Annotated in this window: 22 protein-coding genes; 7 read left to right on the top strand and 15 right to left on the bottom strand. The window is 68.6% G+C overall.

Annotated elements, in window-relative coordinates; translation table 11 throughout:
• Positions 1 to 5: 5 nt before the first annotated feature.
• On the bottom strand, positions 6 to 1,868 hold the full coding sequence (locus tag CSW63_RS16035) for a glycoside hydrolase family 9 protein (RefSeq protein WP_062099654.1): 1,863 nt from the start codon (positions 1,866 to 1,868) through the stop codon (positions 6 to 8).
• Positions 1,869 to 2,040: 172 nt separating this feature from the next.
• On the opposite strand from CSW63_RS16035, the gene CSW63_RS16030 reads away from it, so the two are divergent.
• Entirely contained in the window at positions 2,041 to 3,600 is a 1,560-nt protein-coding gene (locus CSW63_RS16030) for a DUF885 family protein (RefSeq protein WP_062099655.1), read from the top strand.
• Between the two features lie 58 nt (positions 3,601 to 3,658).
• On the opposite strand, the gene CSW63_RS16025 is transcribed toward CSW63_RS16030, so the two are convergent.
• The gene (locus CSW63_RS16025; RefSeq protein WP_062099656.1) at positions 3,659 to 3,994 is read right to left on the bottom strand and encodes a calcium-binding protein; all 336 of its coding nucleotides are present in this window, start codon (positions 3,992 to 3,994) and stop codon (positions 3,659 to 3,661) included.
• A 182-nt stretch (positions 3,995 to 4,176) separates the two neighbouring features.
• On the opposite strand from CSW63_RS16025, the gene CSW63_RS16020 reads away from it, so the two are divergent.
• Entirely contained in the window at positions 4,177 to 5,031 is an 855-nt protein-coding gene (locus CSW63_RS16020) for a DUF6065 family protein (protein WP_062099657.1), read from the top strand.
• Positions 5,032 to 5,040: 9 nt separating this feature from the next.
• Here the strand turns inward: CSW63_RS16020 and CSW63_RS16015 are convergent, their stop codons facing one another.
• From CSW63_RS16015 to CSW63_RS16000, 4 genes are all read right to left on the bottom strand, one after another.
• Positions 5,041 to 5,979 (bottom strand): prephenate/arogenate dehydrogenase family protein, encoded by a 939-nt coding sequence (locus CSW63_RS16015; protein ID WP_099503266.1) that lies wholly within the window; start codon positions 5,977 to 5,979, stop codon positions 5,041 to 5,043.
• 6 nt (positions 5,980 to 5,985) lie between these two features.
• On the bottom strand, positions 5,986 to 7,107 hold the full coding sequence (hisC, locus tag CSW63_RS16010; RefSeq protein WP_062099751.1) for a histidinol-phosphate transaminase: 1,122 nt from the start codon (positions 7,105 to 7,107) through the stop codon (positions 5,986 to 5,988).
• A 44-nt stretch (positions 7,108 to 7,151) separates the two neighbouring features.
• Positions 7,152 to 7,952, bottom strand: coding sequence for a chorismate mutase (locus tag CSW63_RS16005; RefSeq protein WP_062099752.1), 801 nt, complete (start codon positions 7,950 to 7,952; stop codon positions 7,152 to 7,154).
• Positions 7,953 to 8,054: 102 nt separating this feature from the next.
• Positions 8,055 to 9,080 carry a DUF2125 domain-containing protein gene (locus tag CSW63_RS16000; RefSeq protein WP_062099753.1) on the bottom strand — a complete coding sequence of 342 codons (1,026 nt, stop codon included), beginning with the start codon at positions 9,078 to 9,080 and terminating at the stop codon, positions 8,055 to 8,057.
• Positions 9,081 to 9,108: 28 nt separating this feature from the next.
• Between CSW63_RS16000 and CSW63_RS15995 the strand changes: the two genes are divergently transcribed.
• A complete protein-coding gene (locus CSW63_RS15995) occupies positions 9,109 to 9,651 on the top strand; it encodes a gamma-glutamylcyclotransferase (protein ID WP_062099754.1) in 543 nt (180 codons plus the stop codon).
• A 48-nt stretch (positions 9,652 to 9,699) separates the two neighbouring features.
• Here CSW63_RS15995 and CSW63_RS15990 read toward each other — a convergent pair whose 3' ends face one another.
• The 6 genes from CSW63_RS15990 to ftsE form a co-directional block, all read right to left on the bottom strand.
• Positions 9,700 to 9,891 carry a VOC family protein gene (locus CSW63_RS15990; RefSeq protein WP_062099755.1) on the bottom strand — a complete coding sequence of 64 codons (192 nt, stop codon included), beginning with the start codon at positions 9,889 to 9,891 and terminating at the stop codon, positions 9,700 to 9,702.
• A gap of 78 nt (positions 9,892 to 9,969) precedes the next feature.
• Positions 9,970 to 10,116, bottom strand: coding sequence for a hypothetical protein (locus tag CSW63_RS23430; protein ID WP_156447828.1), 147 nt, complete (start codon positions 10,114 to 10,116; stop codon positions 9,970 to 9,972).
• Between the two features lie 26 nt (positions 10,117 to 10,142).
• Positions 10,143 to 10,853 carry a 1-acyl-sn-glycerol-3-phosphate acyltransferase gene (locus CSW63_RS15985; protein ID WP_062099756.1) on the bottom strand — a complete coding sequence of 237 codons (711 nt, stop codon included), beginning with the start codon at positions 10,851 to 10,853 and terminating at the stop codon, positions 10,143 to 10,145.
• The gene (locus tag CSW63_RS15980) at positions 10,850 to 11,467 is read right to left on the bottom strand and encodes a YdcF family protein (protein WP_062099757.1); all 618 of its coding nucleotides are present in this window, start codon (positions 11,465 to 11,467) and stop codon (positions 10,850 to 10,852) included. The genes CSW63_RS15985 and CSW63_RS15980 overlap by 4 nt, the downstream gene beginning before the upstream one ends.
• Positions 11,464 to 12,357, bottom strand: coding sequence for an ABC transporter permease (locus CSW63_RS15975; RefSeq protein WP_062099758.1), 894 nt, complete (start codon positions 12,355 to 12,357; stop codon positions 11,464 to 11,466). The genes CSW63_RS15980 and CSW63_RS15975 overlap by 4 nt, the downstream gene beginning before the upstream one ends.
• The gene (gene ftsE, locus CSW63_RS15970; RefSeq protein WP_168193672.1) at positions 12,354 to 13,061 is read right to left on the bottom strand and encodes a cell division ATP-binding protein FtsE; all 708 of its coding nucleotides are present in this window, start codon (positions 13,059 to 13,061) and stop codon (positions 12,354 to 12,356) included. Before ftsE ends, CSW63_RS15975 begins: the two co-directional genes overlap by 4 nt.
• Positions 13,062 to 13,119: 58 nt before the next feature.
• Between ftsE and CSW63_RS15965 the strand changes: the two genes are divergently transcribed.
• Both CSW63_RS15965 and CSW63_RS15960 read left to right on the top strand, forming a co-directional pair.
• Positions 13,120 to 14,076: an MJ0042-type zinc finger domain-containing protein gene (locus CSW63_RS15965; protein WP_082749787.1), complete on the top strand. Its 957-nt coding sequence runs from the start codon at positions 13,120 to 13,122 to the stop codon at positions 14,074 to 14,076.
• Positions 14,018 to 14,599, top strand: a complete 582-nt coding sequence (locus tag CSW63_RS15960; RefSeq protein WP_168193671.1) for a phosphoribosyltransferase — start codon at positions 14,018 to 14,020, stop codon at positions 14,597 to 14,599. Before CSW63_RS15965 ends, CSW63_RS15960 begins: the two co-directional genes overlap by 59 nt.
• A gap of 124 nt (positions 14,600 to 14,723) precedes the next feature.
• Here CSW63_RS15960 and lysA read toward each other — a convergent pair whose 3' ends face one another.
• The 3 genes from lysA to argH are packed head-to-tail and all read right to left on the bottom strand — an operon-like array spanning position 14,724 to position 17,716.
• A complete protein-coding gene (gene lysA / locus CSW63_RS15955; protein WP_062099760.1) occupies positions 14,724 to 15,989 on the bottom strand; it encodes a diaminopimelate decarboxylase in 1,266 nt (421 codons plus the stop codon).
• A gap of 9 nt (positions 15,990 to 15,998) precedes the next feature.
• A complete protein-coding gene (locus CSW63_RS15950) occupies positions 15,999 to 16,319 on the bottom strand; it encodes a hypothetical protein (protein ID WP_062099761.1) in 321 nt (106 codons plus the stop codon).
• Positions 16,298 to 17,716, bottom strand: coding sequence for an argininosuccinate lyase (argH, locus tag CSW63_RS15945; RefSeq protein WP_082749789.1), 1,419 nt, complete (start codon positions 17,714 to 17,716; stop codon positions 16,298 to 16,300). The genes CSW63_RS15950 and argH overlap by 22 nt, the downstream gene beginning before the upstream one ends.
• Between argH and CSW63_RS15940 the strand changes: the two genes are divergently transcribed.
• Together CSW63_RS15940 and CSW63_RS15935 are read left to right on the top strand one after the other, a co-directional pair.
• On the top strand, positions 17,717 to 18,349 hold the full coding sequence (locus CSW63_RS15940; RefSeq protein ID WP_062099762.1) for a TlpA disulfide reductase family protein: 633 nt from the start codon (positions 17,717 to 17,719) through the stop codon (positions 18,347 to 18,349).
• The gene (locus CSW63_RS15935) at positions 18,346 to 19,074 is read left to right on the top strand and encodes a GNAT family N-acetyltransferase (protein WP_062099763.1); all 729 of its coding nucleotides are present in this window, start codon (positions 18,346 to 18,348) and stop codon (positions 19,072 to 19,074) included. The genes CSW63_RS15940 and CSW63_RS15935 overlap by 4 nt, the downstream gene beginning before the upstream one ends.
• Positions 19,075 to 19,174 lie beyond the last annotated feature (100 nt).

The following is a 19,174-nucleotide window of genomic DNA, read 5'->3' as shown; positions in this document are numbered from 1 at the left end:
GCAACCTAGCGCGCGGTGTCGTCGAGGAAGGCCGACACCCAGACCAGCGGGGCGTTCCAGTTGATCGCCACTTCGTTCTGGGTGAAGGACCGGTAGTCGTCGACCCAGCAGGTCTGCGGCCGGCACTTGCCCTTCATTTGGCTGGCCACCGGGTCGCTCATATTGGTCGAGTTGGGCCCGCCCGAAACCACGCCCGCCGGCGGCGCGGGATAGGCTGGATCGGCTTGCTTGGCCCAGAAGCGGTGGTGCGGATGGCGCATCGGTCGCGCGCCAAAGCCGGTGACATAAGACTGGTCCAGCGGGTTGCGGCCCAGCACGTAGTCCATCGCGTCGACCGCGCCATGCCGATAGGCGATCTCGCCGGTGAAGTCGTGGGCCAGGCCCAGCACCAGCGCGCGGTTCAGCACCGATGAATTCGAGCCCCAGGGATAGCCCGGGGCGGCGTAGGGCAGGGCGTAACCTTGGCCGAGGTCGTCGGACAGGTGCTTTCCGGCCGTGGCCACCAGATTGGCGCGGGCCTTGGCGATTTCGGCGGGCTTCAAGCCGTTCGGGACGAGCGCCAGGGTGATCGTGCCCAGGGCGCCCACGCTGTTCCAGCCGATGTCACCGGTCGGACGCGCCCCTTCGGTCGGTGAGGCCAGGAACAGCGGCGAGGCGCGCAGGGCAGTCTCGTAAATGGTCTCTCCCGTCGTGGCGTAGAGCTCCGCCGCCGCCCAATAGAGCTCGTCGGTCAGATCGCCATCGCCGTAGCCGCCCGAGCCCGTGAAGGGGCCGATGGCGTAGATGTCCGGATGGCGTTGGGCGGCGGCGAAGGCGCGCCGGGCGGCGTCCAGGCACTTGGCCGAGAATGCGGGATCGATGTCCTTCCACAACCGCGCGGCCTGGGCCGCCACGGCGGCCAGGTTCAGCGTCGCGCCGGTCGTCGGGTAGTAGAGATAGCGCACCTGCTTGTCGTCGGCGGGCGCGGTGGGCAGTGCGGTCCATTGGCGGTCGGCCAGCTTCTGGTGCGCCATGCCCGAGGCGTCGATCGCGCTGAGAACAAGCCTACCATCGGTCGGACGCTGGGCGCCGACGGGGACTTGCAGGGTCTTGCCCTCGGGGACCTGCATGGCCAGGAGGAAGTCGAGCTCGAAGCGAACCTCGTCCAGGATGTCGGGGACGCCGTTACCCGCCTCGGGCAAGGCCAGGGCGCGATCGCCGAACGCCGCGCGGGCGCCGGGGCGGTTCAAGACAGCGGCCCGCTCCCAGGCGTTGAGCAGGGTCCAGGCCGAGATGCCGCCATTGACGACGTACTTGCCGTGGTCGCCGGCGTCGTACCAGCCTCGGCTGGCGTCCAGCGTGTAGTCGCAGCCCGGCCAGAGCTGTCCGCGCTCGTCGGCCTGGTCGAAACAGGTGGCCCTGTCCGGGGCGTGACCGGCTGGGCGCGCCAGGTCGGGGCGCTCGACAAAGCGGGCCTCGATCGGGACGCTGGCCCGTTGCTGATAGAAGAACGACATCGCCGCCTGCGTCAGGCGGCCGTCAGGCTTGGCTTTGATCGCGAAAGGACGGGATTCCAACGCGCCGACCGTCAGGCGGTAGCCTTCGCCCGCCTTGCGAAACGCCGAAAGGTCGATCTGGTGAACGTGCTCTCCCGAGGCCTTGTCGTCGCCGAAGACGACGGTCTTGCCCTTGGCGATCGTGGCGCCGCCGGCGTCGAGCAGCAGCCAGTCCAGCGGTGTCTTCGAGGAATCGGCGAGAATGGCGCGCTTGGGCCCCTGGGCCTCGAAGCCGGTCTGGTTCAGGCGGATGGGACGCGGCGCATCATTGGCCCAGCTCGCGCCGGCCAGCGCCATGACGGACGCAAACGAGAGAACGGCCCGGCGGATCATCGACGCTTCCTCAAGATTGGCGCATCGCTCGCACGCCTTGGCGGACAAGCTAGCGGTGAAACGACAGCGTTGTCACGACGTTTGTTAGCGGTATCCAGGAGTGCGGGTGACGACGTGGCTGGACACCGGTGTCAGGCGCCATAGACAGGAGGTGGAATTTCGGGAGGATCCCATGCTCAGCCGCCGCCAAGCGCTCGCGGGCGCCGCCGCCGTTGGGGCGACCCTGACGGGCGGGGAGGCCATCGCGCAAGGGTCGGGCGACGCCGCGCTGAAGGCGCTGCTCGACAAGCTGGCCAAGGGGACGGGCGGGCCGGCCGACCGGCTGGCGCTGTTGAAAGCCTTCCCGACTGAGGGGCTGTCGTCCAACGCGCGCCTCGACCGCGACGCCGTCCTTCAGGCCTACGACACCGAGGCCGAACTGGTGCGCCGCTTTCCGTTCGGAGCGTCTGCGAGCGCGCCGTATGCGGTGACCACCCGCGCAGGCTGGTGGACGAATGTTCCGGAGGCGATACGGGCGGGCGGCGACGCGCCGTCCGTCCTGGCTTCCAGGCTGAAGGCCGACACACAGAAGATCCGCGCCGACGCCGCGCTGGGCGTGATCGCGCCGGCCTTCGTGATCGACAAGACCGTAGCCGCCATCGCCAAGGTCGCCGCCGGGGCGAGCGGCGATCTCGCCGCCGAGCTGGTGCGGCAGAGCGAGGTGCTTCTCGCGCTCAAGCCTCAGGCGGGCGAAGGCGTAGGCGTGCGCTTCAAGGACGCCGAAAACTACTACGCCCTGGTGCTGAAACTGAACACGGGCATGGACATGTCGCCCGACGAAGCCCACGCCCGAGGCCTGGACGCCGCCCGCCGGTTTGGCGCGCGGGCCGACGCCTTGCTGCGCGCCCGGGGGCTGACCAAGGGGAGTTTGGGGGCGCGCCTGACGGCGTTGTCGCGCGATCCCCAGTTTCTCTACACCGATGATGACGCCGGCCGCGATCAACTGGTGGCCGACATGAACGCGTGGCTGGATAAGGCCAAGGCACGCCTGCCGCGATCCTTTGGCGCCATCCCGAAGGGCGCGCTGACGGCCGTGATCTCGCGGATGTCGGCGGCCGACGAAGCGGCGGCGCGTCAGGGTTATCGCACCCCGCCCAGCTTCGATGGCGCGCGGCCGGGGACCTATTTCGTCGACCTGGCGGCCATCCGTAGCCGGCCCCATTGGACCCTGCCCAGCGTCGCCCACCACGAGTGCGTTCCCGGACACATGCTGCAGATCCCTATGGAGGAGGGAGCCGCCGCCCACCCGCTGCGAACCCGCCTGGCCTGTCCTGGTTTCAGCGAAGGGTGGGCGATCTATGCCGAGCAACTGGCCGACGAGGAAGGCGCGTTCGCTGGCGATCCCCTGGCCGAGCTCGGCTACCTTCAGTGGATGCTGTTCCGGGCAGGGCGGCTAGTGATCGACACGGGCTTGCACGCCAAGGGCTGGAGCCAGGCCAAGGCCGAGGCCTGGTTCGCCGACCTGCAAGGACCTGCCCCGGTGTTCGCGCCCGTGGCTCAGGATGTCGAGCGCGCGGCCATCGGCCCGGGAAGCGTGGCGGGGCAGGGGTTGGCGTGGCTGGCGCTGGTGGAACTCCGCGCGGCCATGCGCCGGCGGCAGGGCAAGGACTTCGATCTGAAGGCTTTCCACGACGCGGTGCTGTGGCCGGGGACACTTCCGCTGGCGATGCTGCGCGCCCGCCTTTTGGCCTGAAACGCAGAACGCCGCCCGATGGGCTGACCGGGCGGCGTTCGACGTTCCGTCGAGAAGGCTAGTTCTGCGGCGGAGCGCCTTCCGGCGGCGGCCCCGGAGGCGGGCCTTCGCCCTGCTGCATCCGGCGCTGGCGCATGGTTTCGAACGCGGTCTTCAGTTCGTCGATGGTGATCTTGCCGTCCTTGTTGGCGTCGATCATCGCAAAGCGGTCTTCCGGGCGACCGGCGCCGGTCCACTCGGCCTTGTCGACAACGCCGTCGCTGTTGGCGTCCCAGCGCTTGAAGACGTCTTCCGGCGCAGGCATGCCGCGCGGCGGTCCGTCCTGCTGGGCCACGGCGGCGCCTGCCGCGAGGGTGGTGAGCGAAGCGAGCGCGACGAGAAGCGTACGGCGCATGTAGGCGGTTCCTTCCAGGGCTATGTCCCTGAACGGTGTGAGTGGGCCTCTTTTGTTGCGGCGATGTTTCGGGAATGAGGCCGATGGCGGGCCAAGGCGCAGGCCCCTCGAGCCTCGCAAGCGACACGAAACTGTCATGTCGGACCGATAGGCCCAGCGGTGATCAGCTTTGAGGCGAAACAATGCGGAAGCGCTTGAAGGGCTCGGTTCCCGAGCGTCCCCGGAATGTTGCAGCCCGCGCCGCCGAGACGGAACTGACCTGTTACGTCCATGAGGGTTGGGAGCCCAGGATCGCGCCAGCGTCGGCCAAGCGCGACTGGATGACGGCGACGCCCGAGAGCTTCGCCTATCGCTGCCTTCCCCTGGCCATCGCCAATTCGCATGGCTGGGTCATCCTGAATCCATGCGGCTTCTCGGCGCGCTGGCTTGGCGACGTCGGGACCCAATCGGTTGAGATTGTCGTCGACGAGGGCGCGGACAAGAAGCGCGCGCCAGTCTCGCTTTTCGGCAGCGGCACGCTGACCTTCCATGTCGAGGGCATCATGCGCACATCCGAGGGCTGGAACCTCTGGGTCGGCGGTCCTCCGAACGCCATGAAGGATGGCATCGCGCCGATGGGCGGCGTGATCGAGACCGACTGGGCCCCATATACCTTCACGATGAACTGGCGCTTCACCCGGCCCAATCACTGGATCCGGTTCGAGGAGAACGAGCCGTTCTGCTTCTTTTTCCCGACCCCGCGCGGCGTGGTCGACAGGCTGAAGCCTGAGCTGCGGCCGCTGGAAGATGCGCCGGACCTGTTGGAAAGCTATCGCGGCTGGGCCGCCTCGCGCGCTGCGTTCCAAGAGTGGATCAAGGCGAACCAGCCCAAGACGCCGGCCGATCAGTGGCAGAAGCTCTATTATCGGGGCCTGCACCCGGACGGTCGGCCGGGCGCGCCGGACCACGAGTCGAAGATCCGCCTCGCGGATTTCCGGCAGACCGGATCCCGGCGGGTTTGCCCAGTTCATCGCAAGGGCGAGCGCAAGCCGGACTAAGCCCGTTAGCTAGTGCTTCCCGCGATCGCGGCCGAAATTGGGTTCGGCGCTTTCCTGGCCCGCAGCCACGATGCCGCGACGGATGGCGCGGGTGCGTGTGAAGTGGGCGTGCAGGGTGTCGGCGTCGCCCCAGCGGATCGCGCGGCTCATCGCCTGCAGGTCCTCGGTGAAGCGGCCCAGCATCTCCAGCACCGCGTCCTTGTTGGCCACGAAGATGTCGCGCCACATGGTCGGGTCGCTGGCGGCGATGCGGGTGAAGTCGCGGAAGCCCGAGGCCGAGTACTTGATGACTTCGTTCTCGGTGACGTTCTCCAGGTCCGCCGCGCTGCCGACGATGGTGTAGGCGATCAGGTGGGGCAGGTGGGACACGACGGCCAGGACGAGGTCGTGGTGCTTTTCGTCCATCAACTCGACCTGGGCCCCGAAGGCGCGCCAGAAGGCCGACAGCTTGGCGACGGCGGCCGCGTAGTGGTCGTCTTCGCTTTCGAAGGGCGTCAGGATCGTCCAGCGGTTCTCGAACAGCTCGGCGAAGCCGGCGTCGGGGCCAGACTGTTCGGTGCCGGCGATCGGGTGGCCAGGGATGGCGTAGATCTTCGTCAGGTCCTGGGCACGGAAGGCTTCGGCCACATTGCCCTTGGTCGAGCCGACATCGGTCAAGGTGGCCCCCGGCTTCATCGCGGGGATCACCACGCTGGCCAGCTCGGGCACCGACAGGACCGGCGTGGCGATGACCACGAGATCGGCGTCCTTCACCGCCTCGGCGATGTCGCCGGTGACGTGCTCGGCGATCCCCAGTTCGGTCACTCGGGCGCGGTGAGCCTCGCTGGCGTCGGCGACGGTAATCTCGCCAACCACACCATGCTGGCGCGCCGCGCGGATCACCGAGCCGCCGATCAGGCCGCAGCCAATGACGGTGAGTTTCGGATAGAGGACGCCGGGGTTGGGCATGGGTCTCTAGCGCCCCATGAACTGCGACAGGAGCTCGACCACAGCGCGGTTCTGCTCTTCCAGGCCGATCGTGATGCGGATCGCGTTGGGCAGGTTGTAGTTGCCGACGGCCCGGACGAGGTAGCCCTTCGAGGCCAGGAACGCCTCGGCCTCCGGGGCCGTCTTGCCCGGCGTTGTCGGGAAGGTGGCCAGCACGAAATTAGCCGCCGACGGCGTCACTTCCAGCCCAAGGCCGCCCAGCTGCTGTGCCAGCCAGGGCCGCCACTGCTCGACCAGGGCGCGTGAGCGGTCCTGGAAGTCGTCGTCGAACAGCGCCGCGACCGCCGCCTCCTGCGCGGGGATCGAGGTGTTGAACGGCGGGCGGATGCGCTCGATCGGCGCGATGATGTGCTCGGGCGCATAGCCCCAGCCCACGCGCAGCGCAGCCAGGCCGTGGATCTTCGAGAAGGTCCGCGTGACGATGACGTTCTCGGCCGTGCGCGCCAGTTCCAGCCCGTCCTCGAAGCGCGGATCGCTGCAGAACTCGGCATAGGCGCCGTCCAGCACCAGGATCACCGAGGGCGGCAGGGCCGCGTGAAGCGCGCGGATCTCCTCGCCGGTCAGCCAGGTGCCGGTGGGGTTCGCGGGATTGGCGATGAAGACCAGACGCGTGCGCTCGTCGACGCACTTGATCACCTCGTCGATGTCGACGCGGTGGTTGACCTCCTTGGCCATGCGTACCTCGCCCTGGCAGGCGCGGGCGCCGATGGCGTAGGCGGCGAAGCCGTGCTCGCCCTGGACGATGTTGTCGCCGGGCTCGAGATACACTTGGCACAGCAGGGCGAAGATCTCGTCGCTGCCGTCGCCGAAGGTCAGGCGCTCGGGCTCCAGCTTGTAGCGCTCGGCCACGGCGGCGCGCAGGATGTTGGCCTTGCCGTCCGGATAGATGTGCAGGCGATCGACGGCGTTGCGATAGGCGTCCTTGGCCTTGTCGCTGCTGCCCAGGATGTTCTCGTTGCTCGACAGTTTGACCGGATGGGCGACGCCCTCGACCTTAGACTTGCCGCCGACATAGGCGTGGATGTCCATGATCCCGGGCTTGGGCATGGGACGCGGCGCGGCGAAGCGGTCGTTGGAGGCGGCGGTCATCGGATTACTCGGTTGACGGATGTCTTCGGTAAGACGGCCGTCTCTTACACGTCGAACTGCTCCGGTGCAGCCCCGATCACCCCCGTAAGTTGGCCTGGCGCGCGCGCCAGACGCGGGTCGTCGGCCTGGAAGAAGCCAGAGAGCGAGAAGAGCTTCAGGCCGCCGACGTCGGCGATCAGTTCGGCCGCCACGTCGGTCTGGCTGAGGGCCTCGACGATGGCGGACGCGCTCTTGGGCGAGTCGGTGACCCAGAAGGTCTGATCGCCGCCGGTCGGCTCCACGTCGACCTCGGCCACCGCCAAGGCGGCCTGCGATCCCCAGGCGGCGAGGCACGGCAGTGCGGCGAAGACCTTCAGCTTGGGTTCGGCCAGCAGGCGGCCCCACCAGGGGGTGTCAGACGCGAGCGGCAGGACCCCGACGCCCCACGGCGTGCGGGCCGCGGCCAGGGCATCCTGAGCCGAGGCCACCAGCGACAGGCGCGGCGCGGTTCCGAACCGCAGGCGGGTCAGCTCGACTGTCCGGGCCGGTTCACGGCCACCGAACACGCCCAGGTGATAGGGACCCTGGCGCGCCAAGTTGTCGGCCATGATCTCGCGCCAGATGCGGATCACCAGGGCGGCGCCGGCGCCCTTGCGGGGCGAGGCGAGCAGCTTGCGGACGATCTGGGCCTCGCGGCCGGGGCGCAGGCCAAAGCCAGTATCGCCCGAGGCGCGCTTGGCCGCCGCGACGGCGCCGGCCAGACTGGCGCGCTCGTCGAGCAGTTTCAGCAGTTCACCGTCGATGGCGTCGAGCCGCCATCGGACCTCTTCGAGAGACGGCGTGGCGTCCGTCGCGTCGCTGCCCATGTTCTTCCCCGAAATTGGAGGGCGGACCATAGTCTTTGCCGCCAAACACGCAATAGCTAGCCTTCACGGGAAGAAAATTGCGTGTGCGCCGCGATTGCCTGATCAATAGACGGTGGGCGCGGGTCCGGTGTCGATGGCGCCCAGATAGGTGCGACCGTTATCGAATCGCAGGTCCGCCTCGATGACTGGCTCCTGACCCATGGCCTGAGCGGCGGCCGCCAGCGCCTGCTCCGGTGTCCGGATAGGCTGCGAAGGATCGGCGCGCTCCTTGATCGCCACGCTGAGCAGGCCGGTCACGCGGCCGTCGGAGTCAACGCCCAGCACGCCGGACTTGGCCTTGCCTTCGGCGTCGCCGGCCAGGATCTGGCTTTGCTGAACGGTGATCTGTCCGCCGGCCTCGCCCCAGCGCTTCACCGCCGCCGCCCAGTTGCGGCCGCGCAGATACGACACGTGCGACAGGCGCGTCTCCAGGATCATCGAGGCGGTCTTGTCCTGGGCGATGCGGCCCAGCAGGCCGGGGAAGGCGGTCTTGGCGCCGTCGGCCTTGAAGAACACCGCGCCCTGGTCGTCGGGACCGCCGCCGCGGACGTGCAACTGCATCCGGTCCGCCGAGACCAGGGTGAAGGGCTTGGCGCCGGGCGCGGGGACGAAGGTGAGCTTGGCCCCTTCGACCGATATGCGCGGCGGGTACTCGGTGACATGGGAGATGCTGGCGCGCAGGGCTTCGCCGGTGATCGTGACGTCGCCCGACTCGGGACGGGTCAGCACGACGCCGCCTGGCGCCACGAGGACCCAGTGGGTCAGGTCGTAGACGGCCGCTTCGCCCTTCAATTGCGGGACGCGCAGCGCCCAGCCCGTCGGTTCGGCGACCCGGACATCGGCCAGTTGGATATTCATTCGGAACGGAAAGCCCGAGAAGGTGCGGGCGCTCCACGACAAGTCATAGCCGCGCGCCTCGAGGTCGGCCGCCTGCGCGTCCATCCGCTGCTCGGCCTGGCCACGCAGCCAGAACCAGCCATAGCACCAGCCGCCCGCCAGGATGGCCGCAAGGATGAAGGGCGCGAAAAGCCGGCTACGGCGAGCCTTGGCAGGGGCTTTGCGGGACGGGGCGGCGTCGTTATGGGTCATTCTAGGGCGCGTCCAGTCGGGATCGGTGATGAGTTCAGAGAGCGGCGAAGATCGCTGGGTGTTCGGATACGGATCGCTGATGTGGCGGCCCGGGTTCCCGTTCATAGACCGAAGAACCGCCGTGCTCCACGGCCGGCGGCGGGCGTTCTGCATCTATTCGGTGCACCATCGGGGCACCTATGAGCGGCCGGGCCTGGTGCTGGGCTTGGCGCCGGGCGGTTCGGTGCGCGGCATGGCCTATCGCGTGGCCGCCGCCGAGTGGGAAGGCGTCTACGCCTATCTGCGCGAGCGCGAACAGCCGACCGAGACCTATTTCGAGACCTGGCGCGAGGTGAAGGTCGACGGCGGCGCCCGCACGCCCGCCCTGGTTTTCCTGTCGGACATGAAGCATAGCCAATGGGCGGGGGCCCTCACCCTGGAGCAGCAGGCGGCGTTGATCGCCGGCGCCGTGGGCCTGTCGGGGCCGAACATCGACTATCTGCGCGATCTGGTCGCGCACCTGCGCGAGGACGGTGTGCGCGACCAAGCGATGGAGGCGCTGCTGAAGCTGGTCGAGGCGCGGGAGGGGTAAGGGACGGGCTCCCCCGCCATTTGAGGGCCGCGCTGGGCGTCGGCGCGGCTAGTCCACCGGCGGAACGCCGTCGGGATACCAGGACACCTCGATCCGCAAACCGTCTGGATCGGGCAGGAACAGCGCGACGACCCCGTCCCCGAAGGTCTGCAGCCGCGCTTCGTAGCCAGCCGTCGTCATCGTCGCGTGGAGGTCCTCGACGAACGCTGGCGACGGCGCCCTAAAGCCGACGTGGTTCATGCCCGGTCCGTAGCGGTCATAGTCGCGGGTGTCGTCGTGGGCCTGGCGCAGCTGCAGATAAAGGCCGGCCGCGTTGCGCTAGATCCCCGGCTTTTCCGACCAGAAGCCCAGCCGGGGCAGGACCACGCCATAGAACGCCGCGCCCGCCTCGGCCGAGCGCGAGAGAATGGTCAGGTGGTCAAGCGGCAGCGGCGCGGCGGATGCCGAGGCGGCGGTTTCAGTCATTGTGCTCAACGGCTGTGTGTCGCGATCTAGGTCCCCGCATCCTCCAGCGCCTTGGTCGCCGTGTCGATGCGGGTCTGCAGTTCGCGCATGAACTCGCCGCGCTTCAGTCCGGCGGGGATGGCGGGCAGATACTCGAACACGATCGTACCGGGCTGGATGAGAAGGCTCTTGTTCCAGTGCGAGCCGCAGTTCAGGGCCAGCGGCGTCACCGGCATGTTCATTTCGCGGTAGAGCGCGGCGATGCCGGGCTTGTAGTCGCCGGGCTCGCCGACCTTGCCGCGCGTGCCTTCCGGGAAGATCACGATCTGGCGGCTTTCCTTCATGCGCTCGACGGCGTCCCGAACCAGCTTCTTCAGCGCCGCCGAGTGTCCGTCGCGGTCCACCACGATCATCTGCGCCTTCAAGCCGTGCCAGCCGAACAGGGGCACCATCAGGAGCTCCTTCTTCATCACGAAGCAGGCGTCGGGCAGCAGGGCGAACTGGCTGAACACGTCGAACATCGACTGGTGCTTGGCCGCGATCAGCGCCGGTCCGGTCGGGCGGTGCTCTTGGCCCCGCACTTCGACCCGGACGCCCGCCAGGACTCTCAAACCCACCAGCAAACCCTTAGCCCATGTGGTCAGGCACCAGGTGTTGACGCGACGCGGCAGCGGCAGCACCAGCAGCATGCCGATCGCCCAGGTGATCGACCACAGCCAGAACACCAACTGGAACAGGAACGAACGCAGATAGATCAAGACGCTTCCTTCGCCGCCGGGGCGGCCTTTTCTTTCGGTCCCAGGCTCAGGAACGCCTCTCGGCCCAGGATCGCCAGATACTTGCAGTACTCCACGATCATGCGCCGCGCGCTGAGACTGGTTTTCCACCAGCGCCGGGCGTTCAGATCGGTCTTGACGGGATAGGGGTGCAGGGTCGCGTCCGGCATGGCCGCGCGCAGCTCCAGCATCGATCGGGGCATGTGGTAGTCGGCGGTGACCACGATCAGGCTCTTGTACCCCTTCGACCGGGCCCACTCAGCCGTCTCACGCGCGTTGCCCACGGTGTCTGCGGCCGCGAAGCCGAGGTCGACGCAACAGTCGTAGATTGGCTTCACCGCTCGGGTGACCGACTGGACATCGGCGCGGGTAGCCTCGCGGTTGACGCCCGAGATCAGAAGCCGCTTGCCCTTGCCGTCTTCCAGGAGCCGTGTCGCCGCCTCCAGGCGCAGGTTCGAGGCGCCAGTCAAGACCACCACACCATCCGAAATGGGCGGCTCGGGCGCGGGGGTCGACTGGTCAACGCGCCCGGTGAAGGCCAGCAGTCCCAGCCCCCAGATCATCAGGGCGATCAGTAAAGCGGCCAAGGTCTTCACGGCATCTCCCCCACGATGCGCGACGCCGCCATGCGCGCGGAGGCGCCGGCGATCAGGGCCGCGATCACGGGAGCGGGCAGGGCCGCCAGCAGATCGACCCATGCCAGCGGCAAGACCGGAACCAGGCCGCTCCCTCCGCCGAAGTAACGCGCGGCGGCGCCGATGATGACCGCCCCCGCGCCCCCCAGCAAGCCCGCCAGGGCGCCCATCGCCGCAAACCGGTTCTGGAACAGTCCGGCGATGAAGCGGGCCTCTGCGCCTGAGAAGTGCAGAACCTCGATCACCTCGCGACGGGCGGCAAGCCCGGCCCGGGTCGCAAAGGCGATGACAGCCGCGGTCGCCGCGGCGATCAGCACGAAGACGCCCAAGGCGGTCAGGCGCGCCAGATCTGCGGCGCGCTCGATGTCGGCGATCCAGCGACTGTGGTCGTCCACTGTCGCGTCCAGCCCGGCGGCGCCGAGCGCGCGCTCAAGCACCTCCGCCGTCGGTGGAGCCTTGGGATCAAGATCCAGGGTCACCAGACGCGGCGTCGGCAGATCGTCGACCAGAGCCTCCTTGCCGATCCAGGGCTCGAGCAGCGCCTCGGCCTTCTCGCGGGGCAGCGCCTGGGCCTCGACGACCCCGCGTACCCCGGCCAGGGCCTCGGCCGCGCGTGCTGCGGCGCTATCAGGCGTTTCGTTGGCCCGAGCGCGAACCACGACCGTCGCCGAGCCGCTCAGCTGGGCCGTCCAGCCTTGCGCCGCGCGGTTGGCCGCCAGCGCCGCGAAGGCGGTCAGGCAGGCGAGGAAGCAAAGCACGGCGACGACGAACACCAGAGCGCCGTCGCGCGCGTCGCGCGGGGGCAACAGGGGACCCGGACGCCAGCGCGAGACCTGGAAGAACTCGCTCATGAGCGTCCTCCCAGCGGAACCAGTCGCCCCTGCTCGAGGTGCAGGGTCGGACGGGCGGCGCGGACCACGAGGTCCTCGTCGTGGGTCGCGATCAGAACCGTGGTGCCCAGTCGGTTCAGCTCGACGAACAGGCGCAGCAGCCTCAGCGACATGGCCGGATCGACATTGCCTGTCGGTTCGTCCGCCAGCAGGACGTCAGGACGGTCGACAACGGCGCGGGCGATGGCCAGCCGCTGCTTCTCGCCGCCCGACAGCGTGGCGGGCAGGGCGTGCATCCGCTCGCCCAGACCCACCCAGTTCAACAGTTCGGCCACATCCTCGCGATAGGTCGCCGGCTTGCGGCCGAGGATTCTCAGGGGCAGGGCGGCGTTGTCAAACACCGAAAGGTGCTCCAGCAGCCGGAACTCCTGGAAGACCACGCCGATGCGGCGACGCAGGAACGGCAGGTCCGAGGCGTGGGTCAGGCTGACGTCGCGCCCGAAGAGCTCCACGCGACCCCGTGACGCACGGTGCGCCAGGTAGATCAATTTCAGCAGCGAGCTCTTGCCCGCCCCTGACGCGCCGGTCAGGAAGTGAAACGAGCCCTGGTCCAGGGAAAAGCTTATATCTCTGAGGGTTTCCGGCCCCCGCCCATAGCGCATCGACACGCCTTCGAAGCGGACCACCGGAAGGGCGTCATCGCCCTGTTCTGTGTCGATCCGCAAGGCGCGTCACTGGGCTTTCTGGACATCAGGGTTAAAATCAGCGACCCCATGAAGTCATGTGGGGTTCGTTCGATTCGCGGCCATGATACTGACCTGCCCGGAGTGCGCCAGCCGCTATTTCGTCGACGACTCCAAGGTCGGGCCGGACGGCCGCGTCGTGCGTTGCGCCTCGTGCGGACACCGTTGGACCGCCCGCAAGGATGAAGACGCCGAAGAGCCGCTAGACCTCTTCGACGAACCGCCCAGCGCCAGCAGCGATCCCGAACCTGAGCGCGTCGAGGCCCCCGAACCGGTCGCCGAAGTGGAAGAGCCGCCGGTCAGCGCCTTGCCGGGCGAGGAACTGCCCAAGGTCTTCAGGGCGCGCGCTGACGCCGAGCGTCGACTCCGCGCGGCCACCACCACTGGCGTGATCTGGGCCGGCATGGCCGCCGCCATGGCGGTGGTTGTCGTGGCCGCCCTGATCTTCCGGATCGATGTGGTGCGGATCATGCCGGGCTCGGCGGGCGCCTATGCGGCGGTTGGCCTGCCGGTGAACACCGTAGGGCTCGTGATCGACCGCGACAGCATCAAGGCCCAGCCGTCTATGCAGGAGGGCCATGCGGCCGTCACGATCACCGGCTCGATCCGCAACATCACCGAGCATGAAGTCGTCGCGCCGCCGCTGCGCGTGGAACTGCTGAGCAAGGAAGACAAGCGCGTGGCCGGCCAACTGGCGGCCGCTGCCGACGCCAAGATCCCGCCGGGCGAGGTGCGGCACTTCTCGATCACCTTCCTGGATCCGCCTCGGACAGCCAAGGACCTTCAGATCGCTTTCGCCACCGAGCCGGGCGCGGCCAAGGCGGTCAAGACCGCCCTGAAGAAGCCCGAAGCGCACGGCGGCGAGCCCGAAGTCGCCCTGCGTGGCGCTCAGGATGCGCCGGTCGCGCACGAAGCGGCTGGACAGGAACCCCCGGGACATGAGAGCGGGGACCAAACACCCCCTTCAGACTCTCACGAACCCGCCCATCATGAATGACCTTCCCAAGCCCGAAGTCCTGATCTCGGAAACCGAGATCGCCGAGCGGGTTCAAAAACTGGCCGAACAGATCGCGCCCCGCATCGACGACGACACTGTCGTGGTTTGCCTGCTGACCGGCGGCCTGTGGTTCGCCGCCGATCTGACCCGCGCGCTGTGGAAGGCGGGACGCGACGTCCGCTTCGACGCGCTCTGGCTGGCCTCCTACCACGACGAGCGCAAGAGCTCGGGCCGCTGCGAGGTTCGCGCCGACCTGCAGCGCCCGCTGGTCGGCCGTCGCGCTCTGGTGGTCGACGACGTCTTCGACACCGGCCTGTCGCTGTCGGAGGCCGCGCGCCTGGTGAAAGACGCCGGCGCCAGCGAAGTGCTGACCGCCGTCTTCGCCCGCAAGCCCTGGCCCAAGGATCGCGGCATGGAGCCCGACTTCGTCGCCTGGGAAGCGCCGGCCCGCTACCTCGTGGGCTATGGCCTCGACGACGAGGGCAAGAGCCGGGGTCTGCCGTACATCGGCGCGATGGATTGATAGGCGGCCGCCGGCCCCCTCCGGGCCTGCGGCCCTCCTCCCCCAAAGGGGGAAGAAGGAACCTTCCGCCCCCTCCGGGGGCGGACGACCTGCGCAGCAGGTCCGGTGGGGGCAAGTAACGAGGCTACACCCAGTCCGGCACCAGATCCCGCGCCAGCATCTCCTCATAGGTCGGCCGCTTGCGGATCACCGCGTAGCGATCGCCGTCGACCAGCACCTCGGGCACCAGCGGACGGGTGTTGTATTCGCTGGCCATGGCCGCGCCATAGGCGCCCGCCGACATGAAGGCCACCAGGTCTCCGGCCACGAACGGCGGCAGGGCCCGGTCGCGGGTGAAGGTGTCGCCCGTCTCGCAGACCGGACCCACGACGTCATAGACCGTTTCGCCCGCGCGCTGCGTCACCGGACGGATGTCGTGGAACGCGTCATACATGGCCGGACGCACCAGGTCGTTCATGGCCGCGTCGATGACCAGGAACTTGCGACCCTCGGGGCGCTCGTGGACGTGGATCACTTCCGACACCAGGACGCCGGCGTTGGCGGCGATCACCCGGCCGGGCTCGAAGGCCAGGGTCACGGGCAGGCCCTTCGTGACCTCGCCGACCATGGCGGCGAACTCGGCGGGCGAGGGCGGTTCGGGGTGGTTGAAATAGGGCACGCCGAGGCCCCCGCCGAGATCCAGGCGCTCGACCGACAGCCCTTCGGCCAGCAGTTGCTCGACCAGGCCCCGCATCTTGGTGAAGGCTGCGCGCATGGGCGCCAGATCGGTGATCTGGCTGCCGATGTGGCAGGCGACGCCCACGGGGTCGAGGTTGGCGTTGTTGCTGGCGTTGGCGTAGAGGCGCGCGGCCTCGGCGAACGAGACGCCGAACTTGTTCTCGGACTTGCCCGTAGCGATCTTGGCGTGGCCGCCGGCCGCGACGTCCGGATTGACCCGGAAGGCGACCTTGGCGCGCACGCCCAGCTCGGCGGCGACCTCGGCGATCAGGTTCAGTTCGGGCTCGGACTCGACATTGATCTCGGCGACACCGGCTTGCAGGGCGAAGGCGATCTCGCGCCGCGCCTTGCCGACGCCCGAAAAGACGATCCGCTCGCCCGGAATACCGGCGGCCAGGGCGCGGCGCACCTCGCCCTCGGACACCGTGTCGGCGCCGGCGCCCAGGTCGCCCAGCACTTTCAGCACAGCGACGTTCGAGTTGGCCTTCACCGCGTAGGCGATCAGCGGATCGACGACGCCGGCGGCCGCCAGCGCGTCGCGGAACACCACAAAGTGCCGCTCCAGGGTCGCGCGGCTGTACACATAGACCGGCGTGCCGACCTCGGCCGCGATCTTGGCCAGGGGCGCGCCTTCGCAGGCCAGGCCCTCGGGGCCGTACTCGAAGTGGTTCAACGGAGTCTCTTAGTTGGGCGTGGCGCCGGGGAAGCCCGCGGCTGACGGACCGCCGAACGGGTCCTTGGTGCCGGGCAGCGGCGCGGCCCGGATGGTGCGGCTGCTGGAGGCCGGGTCACGGATCTCCTGAGCGCCGCCGGCGCGGGCGGGCTGGTTGGCCTGGGCCGACGCCGTCCGGCGCTCGGCGGCCCAGGCGGCCTTTTTCTGCGCGTCCCACATCGGGGCGGGACGTTCCAGCGTCCCTTGCTTGCCACAGGCGGCGGCCGAGACGGCCAGGGCGGTCAGGGTCGCCAGGGTGATGAGGCGGGTCATGCGAGCAGTTCCTTCCAACGCGCGATCTGGGCGCGGACCTGTGCGGGGGCCGTCCCGCCGTAGCTCATGCGGCTGGCCGCCGAGGCGGCCGGAGTCAGGACGGCATAGACGTCGTTCGTGATCCGGGGCTCGATCGCCTGGAACTGTTCCAGGGAAAGATCCGCCAGATCGACGCCCAAGCCTTCGGCCGTCTTCACGGCCGAGCCTGTCACGTGGTGGGCGTCACGGAAAGGCATGTTCAGCGTCCGCACCAGCCAATCGGCCAGATCGGTGGCGGTCGAGAAGCCCGCGCCGGCCGCCTTGGCCATGTTCTGGGTGTTCGGCGTCAGGTCGGCGACCATGCCGGCCATGGCCAGCAGGCTGAGTTCGAGCGCGTCGAAGGCCTCGAAGGTCGGGACCTTGTCCTCCTGCATGTCCTTGGAATAGGCCAGCGGCAGGCCCTTCATGACCACGGTCAGCGTGGTCAGCGAGCCCAGAATGCGGCCGACCTTGGCGCGGATCAGCTCGGCCGCGTCGGGGTTCTTCTTCTGCGGCATGATCGAGCTGCCGGTCGTGAAAGCGTCGGTCAGCTTGATGAAGCCGAACATCGGCGTCGTCCACAGCACGATCTCCTCGGCCAGGCGCGACAGGTGCGTGGCGGTGATCGAGGCGGCCGACAGGGCTTCCAACGCGAAGTCGCGCGAGGAGACGCTGTCCAGCGAGTTTGCGGTCGGGCGGTCGAAGCCCAATGCGGTCGCCGTCTGCTGTCGGTCGATCGGGAAGGGAGAGCCCGCCAGGGCGGCCGCGCCCAGCGGACATTCGTTCATCCGCGCGCGGGCGTCGCGGAATCGGCCGGCGTCGCGGCCGAACATCTCGACATAGGCCATCAGGTGATGGCCGAAGGTCACCGGCTGCGCCGGTTGCAGGTGGGTGAAGCCGGGCATCAGCGCATCGGCATGGGCTTCGGCCTGGGCCAGCAGGGCCTTTTGCAGGGCCTCGAGCTGGCCGACCGTGCGGTCGCAGGCGTCGCGTACCCAGAGACGGAAGTCGAGCGCCACCTGGTCGTTGCGCGAACGCGCGGTGTGCAGCCGACCGGCCGTCGGGCCGATCAGCTCGCGCAGCCGCGCCTCGATATTCATGTGGATGTCTTCGTACTCATCGCGGAACGGGAAGGTCCCGGACAGCAGTTCGTCCTCGACGCGGGCGAGACCCTCCAGGATTTCCTCGCCGTCATGGCTTGAAATCACGCCCTGGTTCATCAACATCCGGGCGTGGGCGCGGGAGCCTGCCAGGTCCTGCGCCCACAGGCGCTTGTCGAAACCGATGGAGACGTTGATCGCCTGCATCAGTTCCGCCGGCTTGGCCGAAAACCGACCGCCCCACATGGCTTGGCCCTGGCCCTTGGCCTTGGGCGTGTTGGAGGCGTTGTCGGTCATATGAGCGAAGTCCAGTCGGGTCAGAACGGCGCGGAAGCCAAGAAGCGTAATCCTATGAGAATGGCGCTGGCGGGCGTCATTCTCGTCGGCGTCGCGGCGGTTCTATACGTCATCGTGTCGGCTTCGTTCAAACCCTCTGGGCCCGCTGACCTGACAGAATTCAAGAAGGGCGCGCTGGAAAAGCTGGACGTGCCCGCCACGCCTCGTCCTGCGCCGACGACGGTCTTCACCTCGATGGACGGAAAGCCCACGACCCTGGCCGACTTCAAGGGACGAGTCGTGGTCATGAACCTTTGGGCGACCTGGTGCGCGCCGTGCAAGGCCGAGATGCCGACCCTGGCCAAGCTTCAGGCCGCCTACGCCACCCAGCCTCTGACGGTGCTGCCGATCAGCGTCGACCGCGACAGCGATCTGAACCTCGTCAAGGAAGAGATGGCGGCCAATCCGCCGCTCGTCACCTATCGCGATCCGTCCTACAAGCTGTCCTTCGACCTGCAACCGCGCGCTCAGGGCTACCCGACGACCGTAATCTATGACCGCCAGGGTCGCGAACGCGCGCGTCTGGCCGGACCGGCTGACTGGTCCGCGCCCGAGATGCGGGGTCTGGTCGAAAAGCTCCTGGCCGAGAAGTGATCGATCCGGCGCGGCTGGAGCCGCTGGCCGACGACGCCTGGCCCGCGCGAGAGCGCGCGACGCTTGGCGGATGGCGGTTGAACGCCACGTCGGGCCACTCCATGCGCATCAACGCCTGCTGGCCGCTGGGCGCGCCCGATCGCGACGTCGATGCGGCGATCCTGGCCGCCGAGGCGTGGCTCGATGCGCGAGGACTGCCGCCGCGCTTCAAGCTCACGGACGGCGCCTGCGCGCCTGCGGACCTTGATCGAAGGCTTGCTGCGCGGGGTTATGCGCCGACCAAGGAAACGCTGGTGATGCTGGGGCCGACGCGCGGGGAGGGGAGCGATCGTGTGGTGATCTCGATGACGCCCGACGACGCGTTCCAGGCGGTGTTCACCGCCACGGCCGGCGATCCCGAAGACGGCCGCGAGCGGCTGGAGACTCTGCGACGAATCCCGGCCCCCGCTCGGTTCGCGCGCCTGGACATCAACAATGCGCCGGCGGCGATCGGGGCCAGCGCGATCGGCGGAGGCTTCGCGGGGATCTTCGGCATGCGCACCGCGCCCGACCATCGCCGCAAGGGGCTGGCCCGCTTGGTGCTGCGCGCTCTGCTGTCGGAGGCTTCGACGCTGGGCGCAGAACAGGCCTGGCTGCAGGTGGAGGCCGACAACGCGCCTGCTATCGCCTTGTATGACGATGAGGGTTTCGAGCCGGCGTATCGGTATCGGTACTGGGCGCGGTGAGCGCCAGAACATCCGTAAATTCAAACCATTAATCCGTGTCATCCCGGAAGCCTCGTAGAGGCTGTCCGGGACCCAGGGGCGGCGCGCACAGCGTTCTGTC

The organism is Caulobacter sp. FWC26, assembly GCF_002742645.2.
Lineage (GTDB): Bacteria > Pseudomonadota > Alphaproteobacteria > Caulobacterales > Caulobacteraceae > Caulobacter.
The sequence above is the reverse complement of the archived record's forward strand: the minus strand, read 5'-3'. Positions and strand labels throughout refer to the sequence as shown.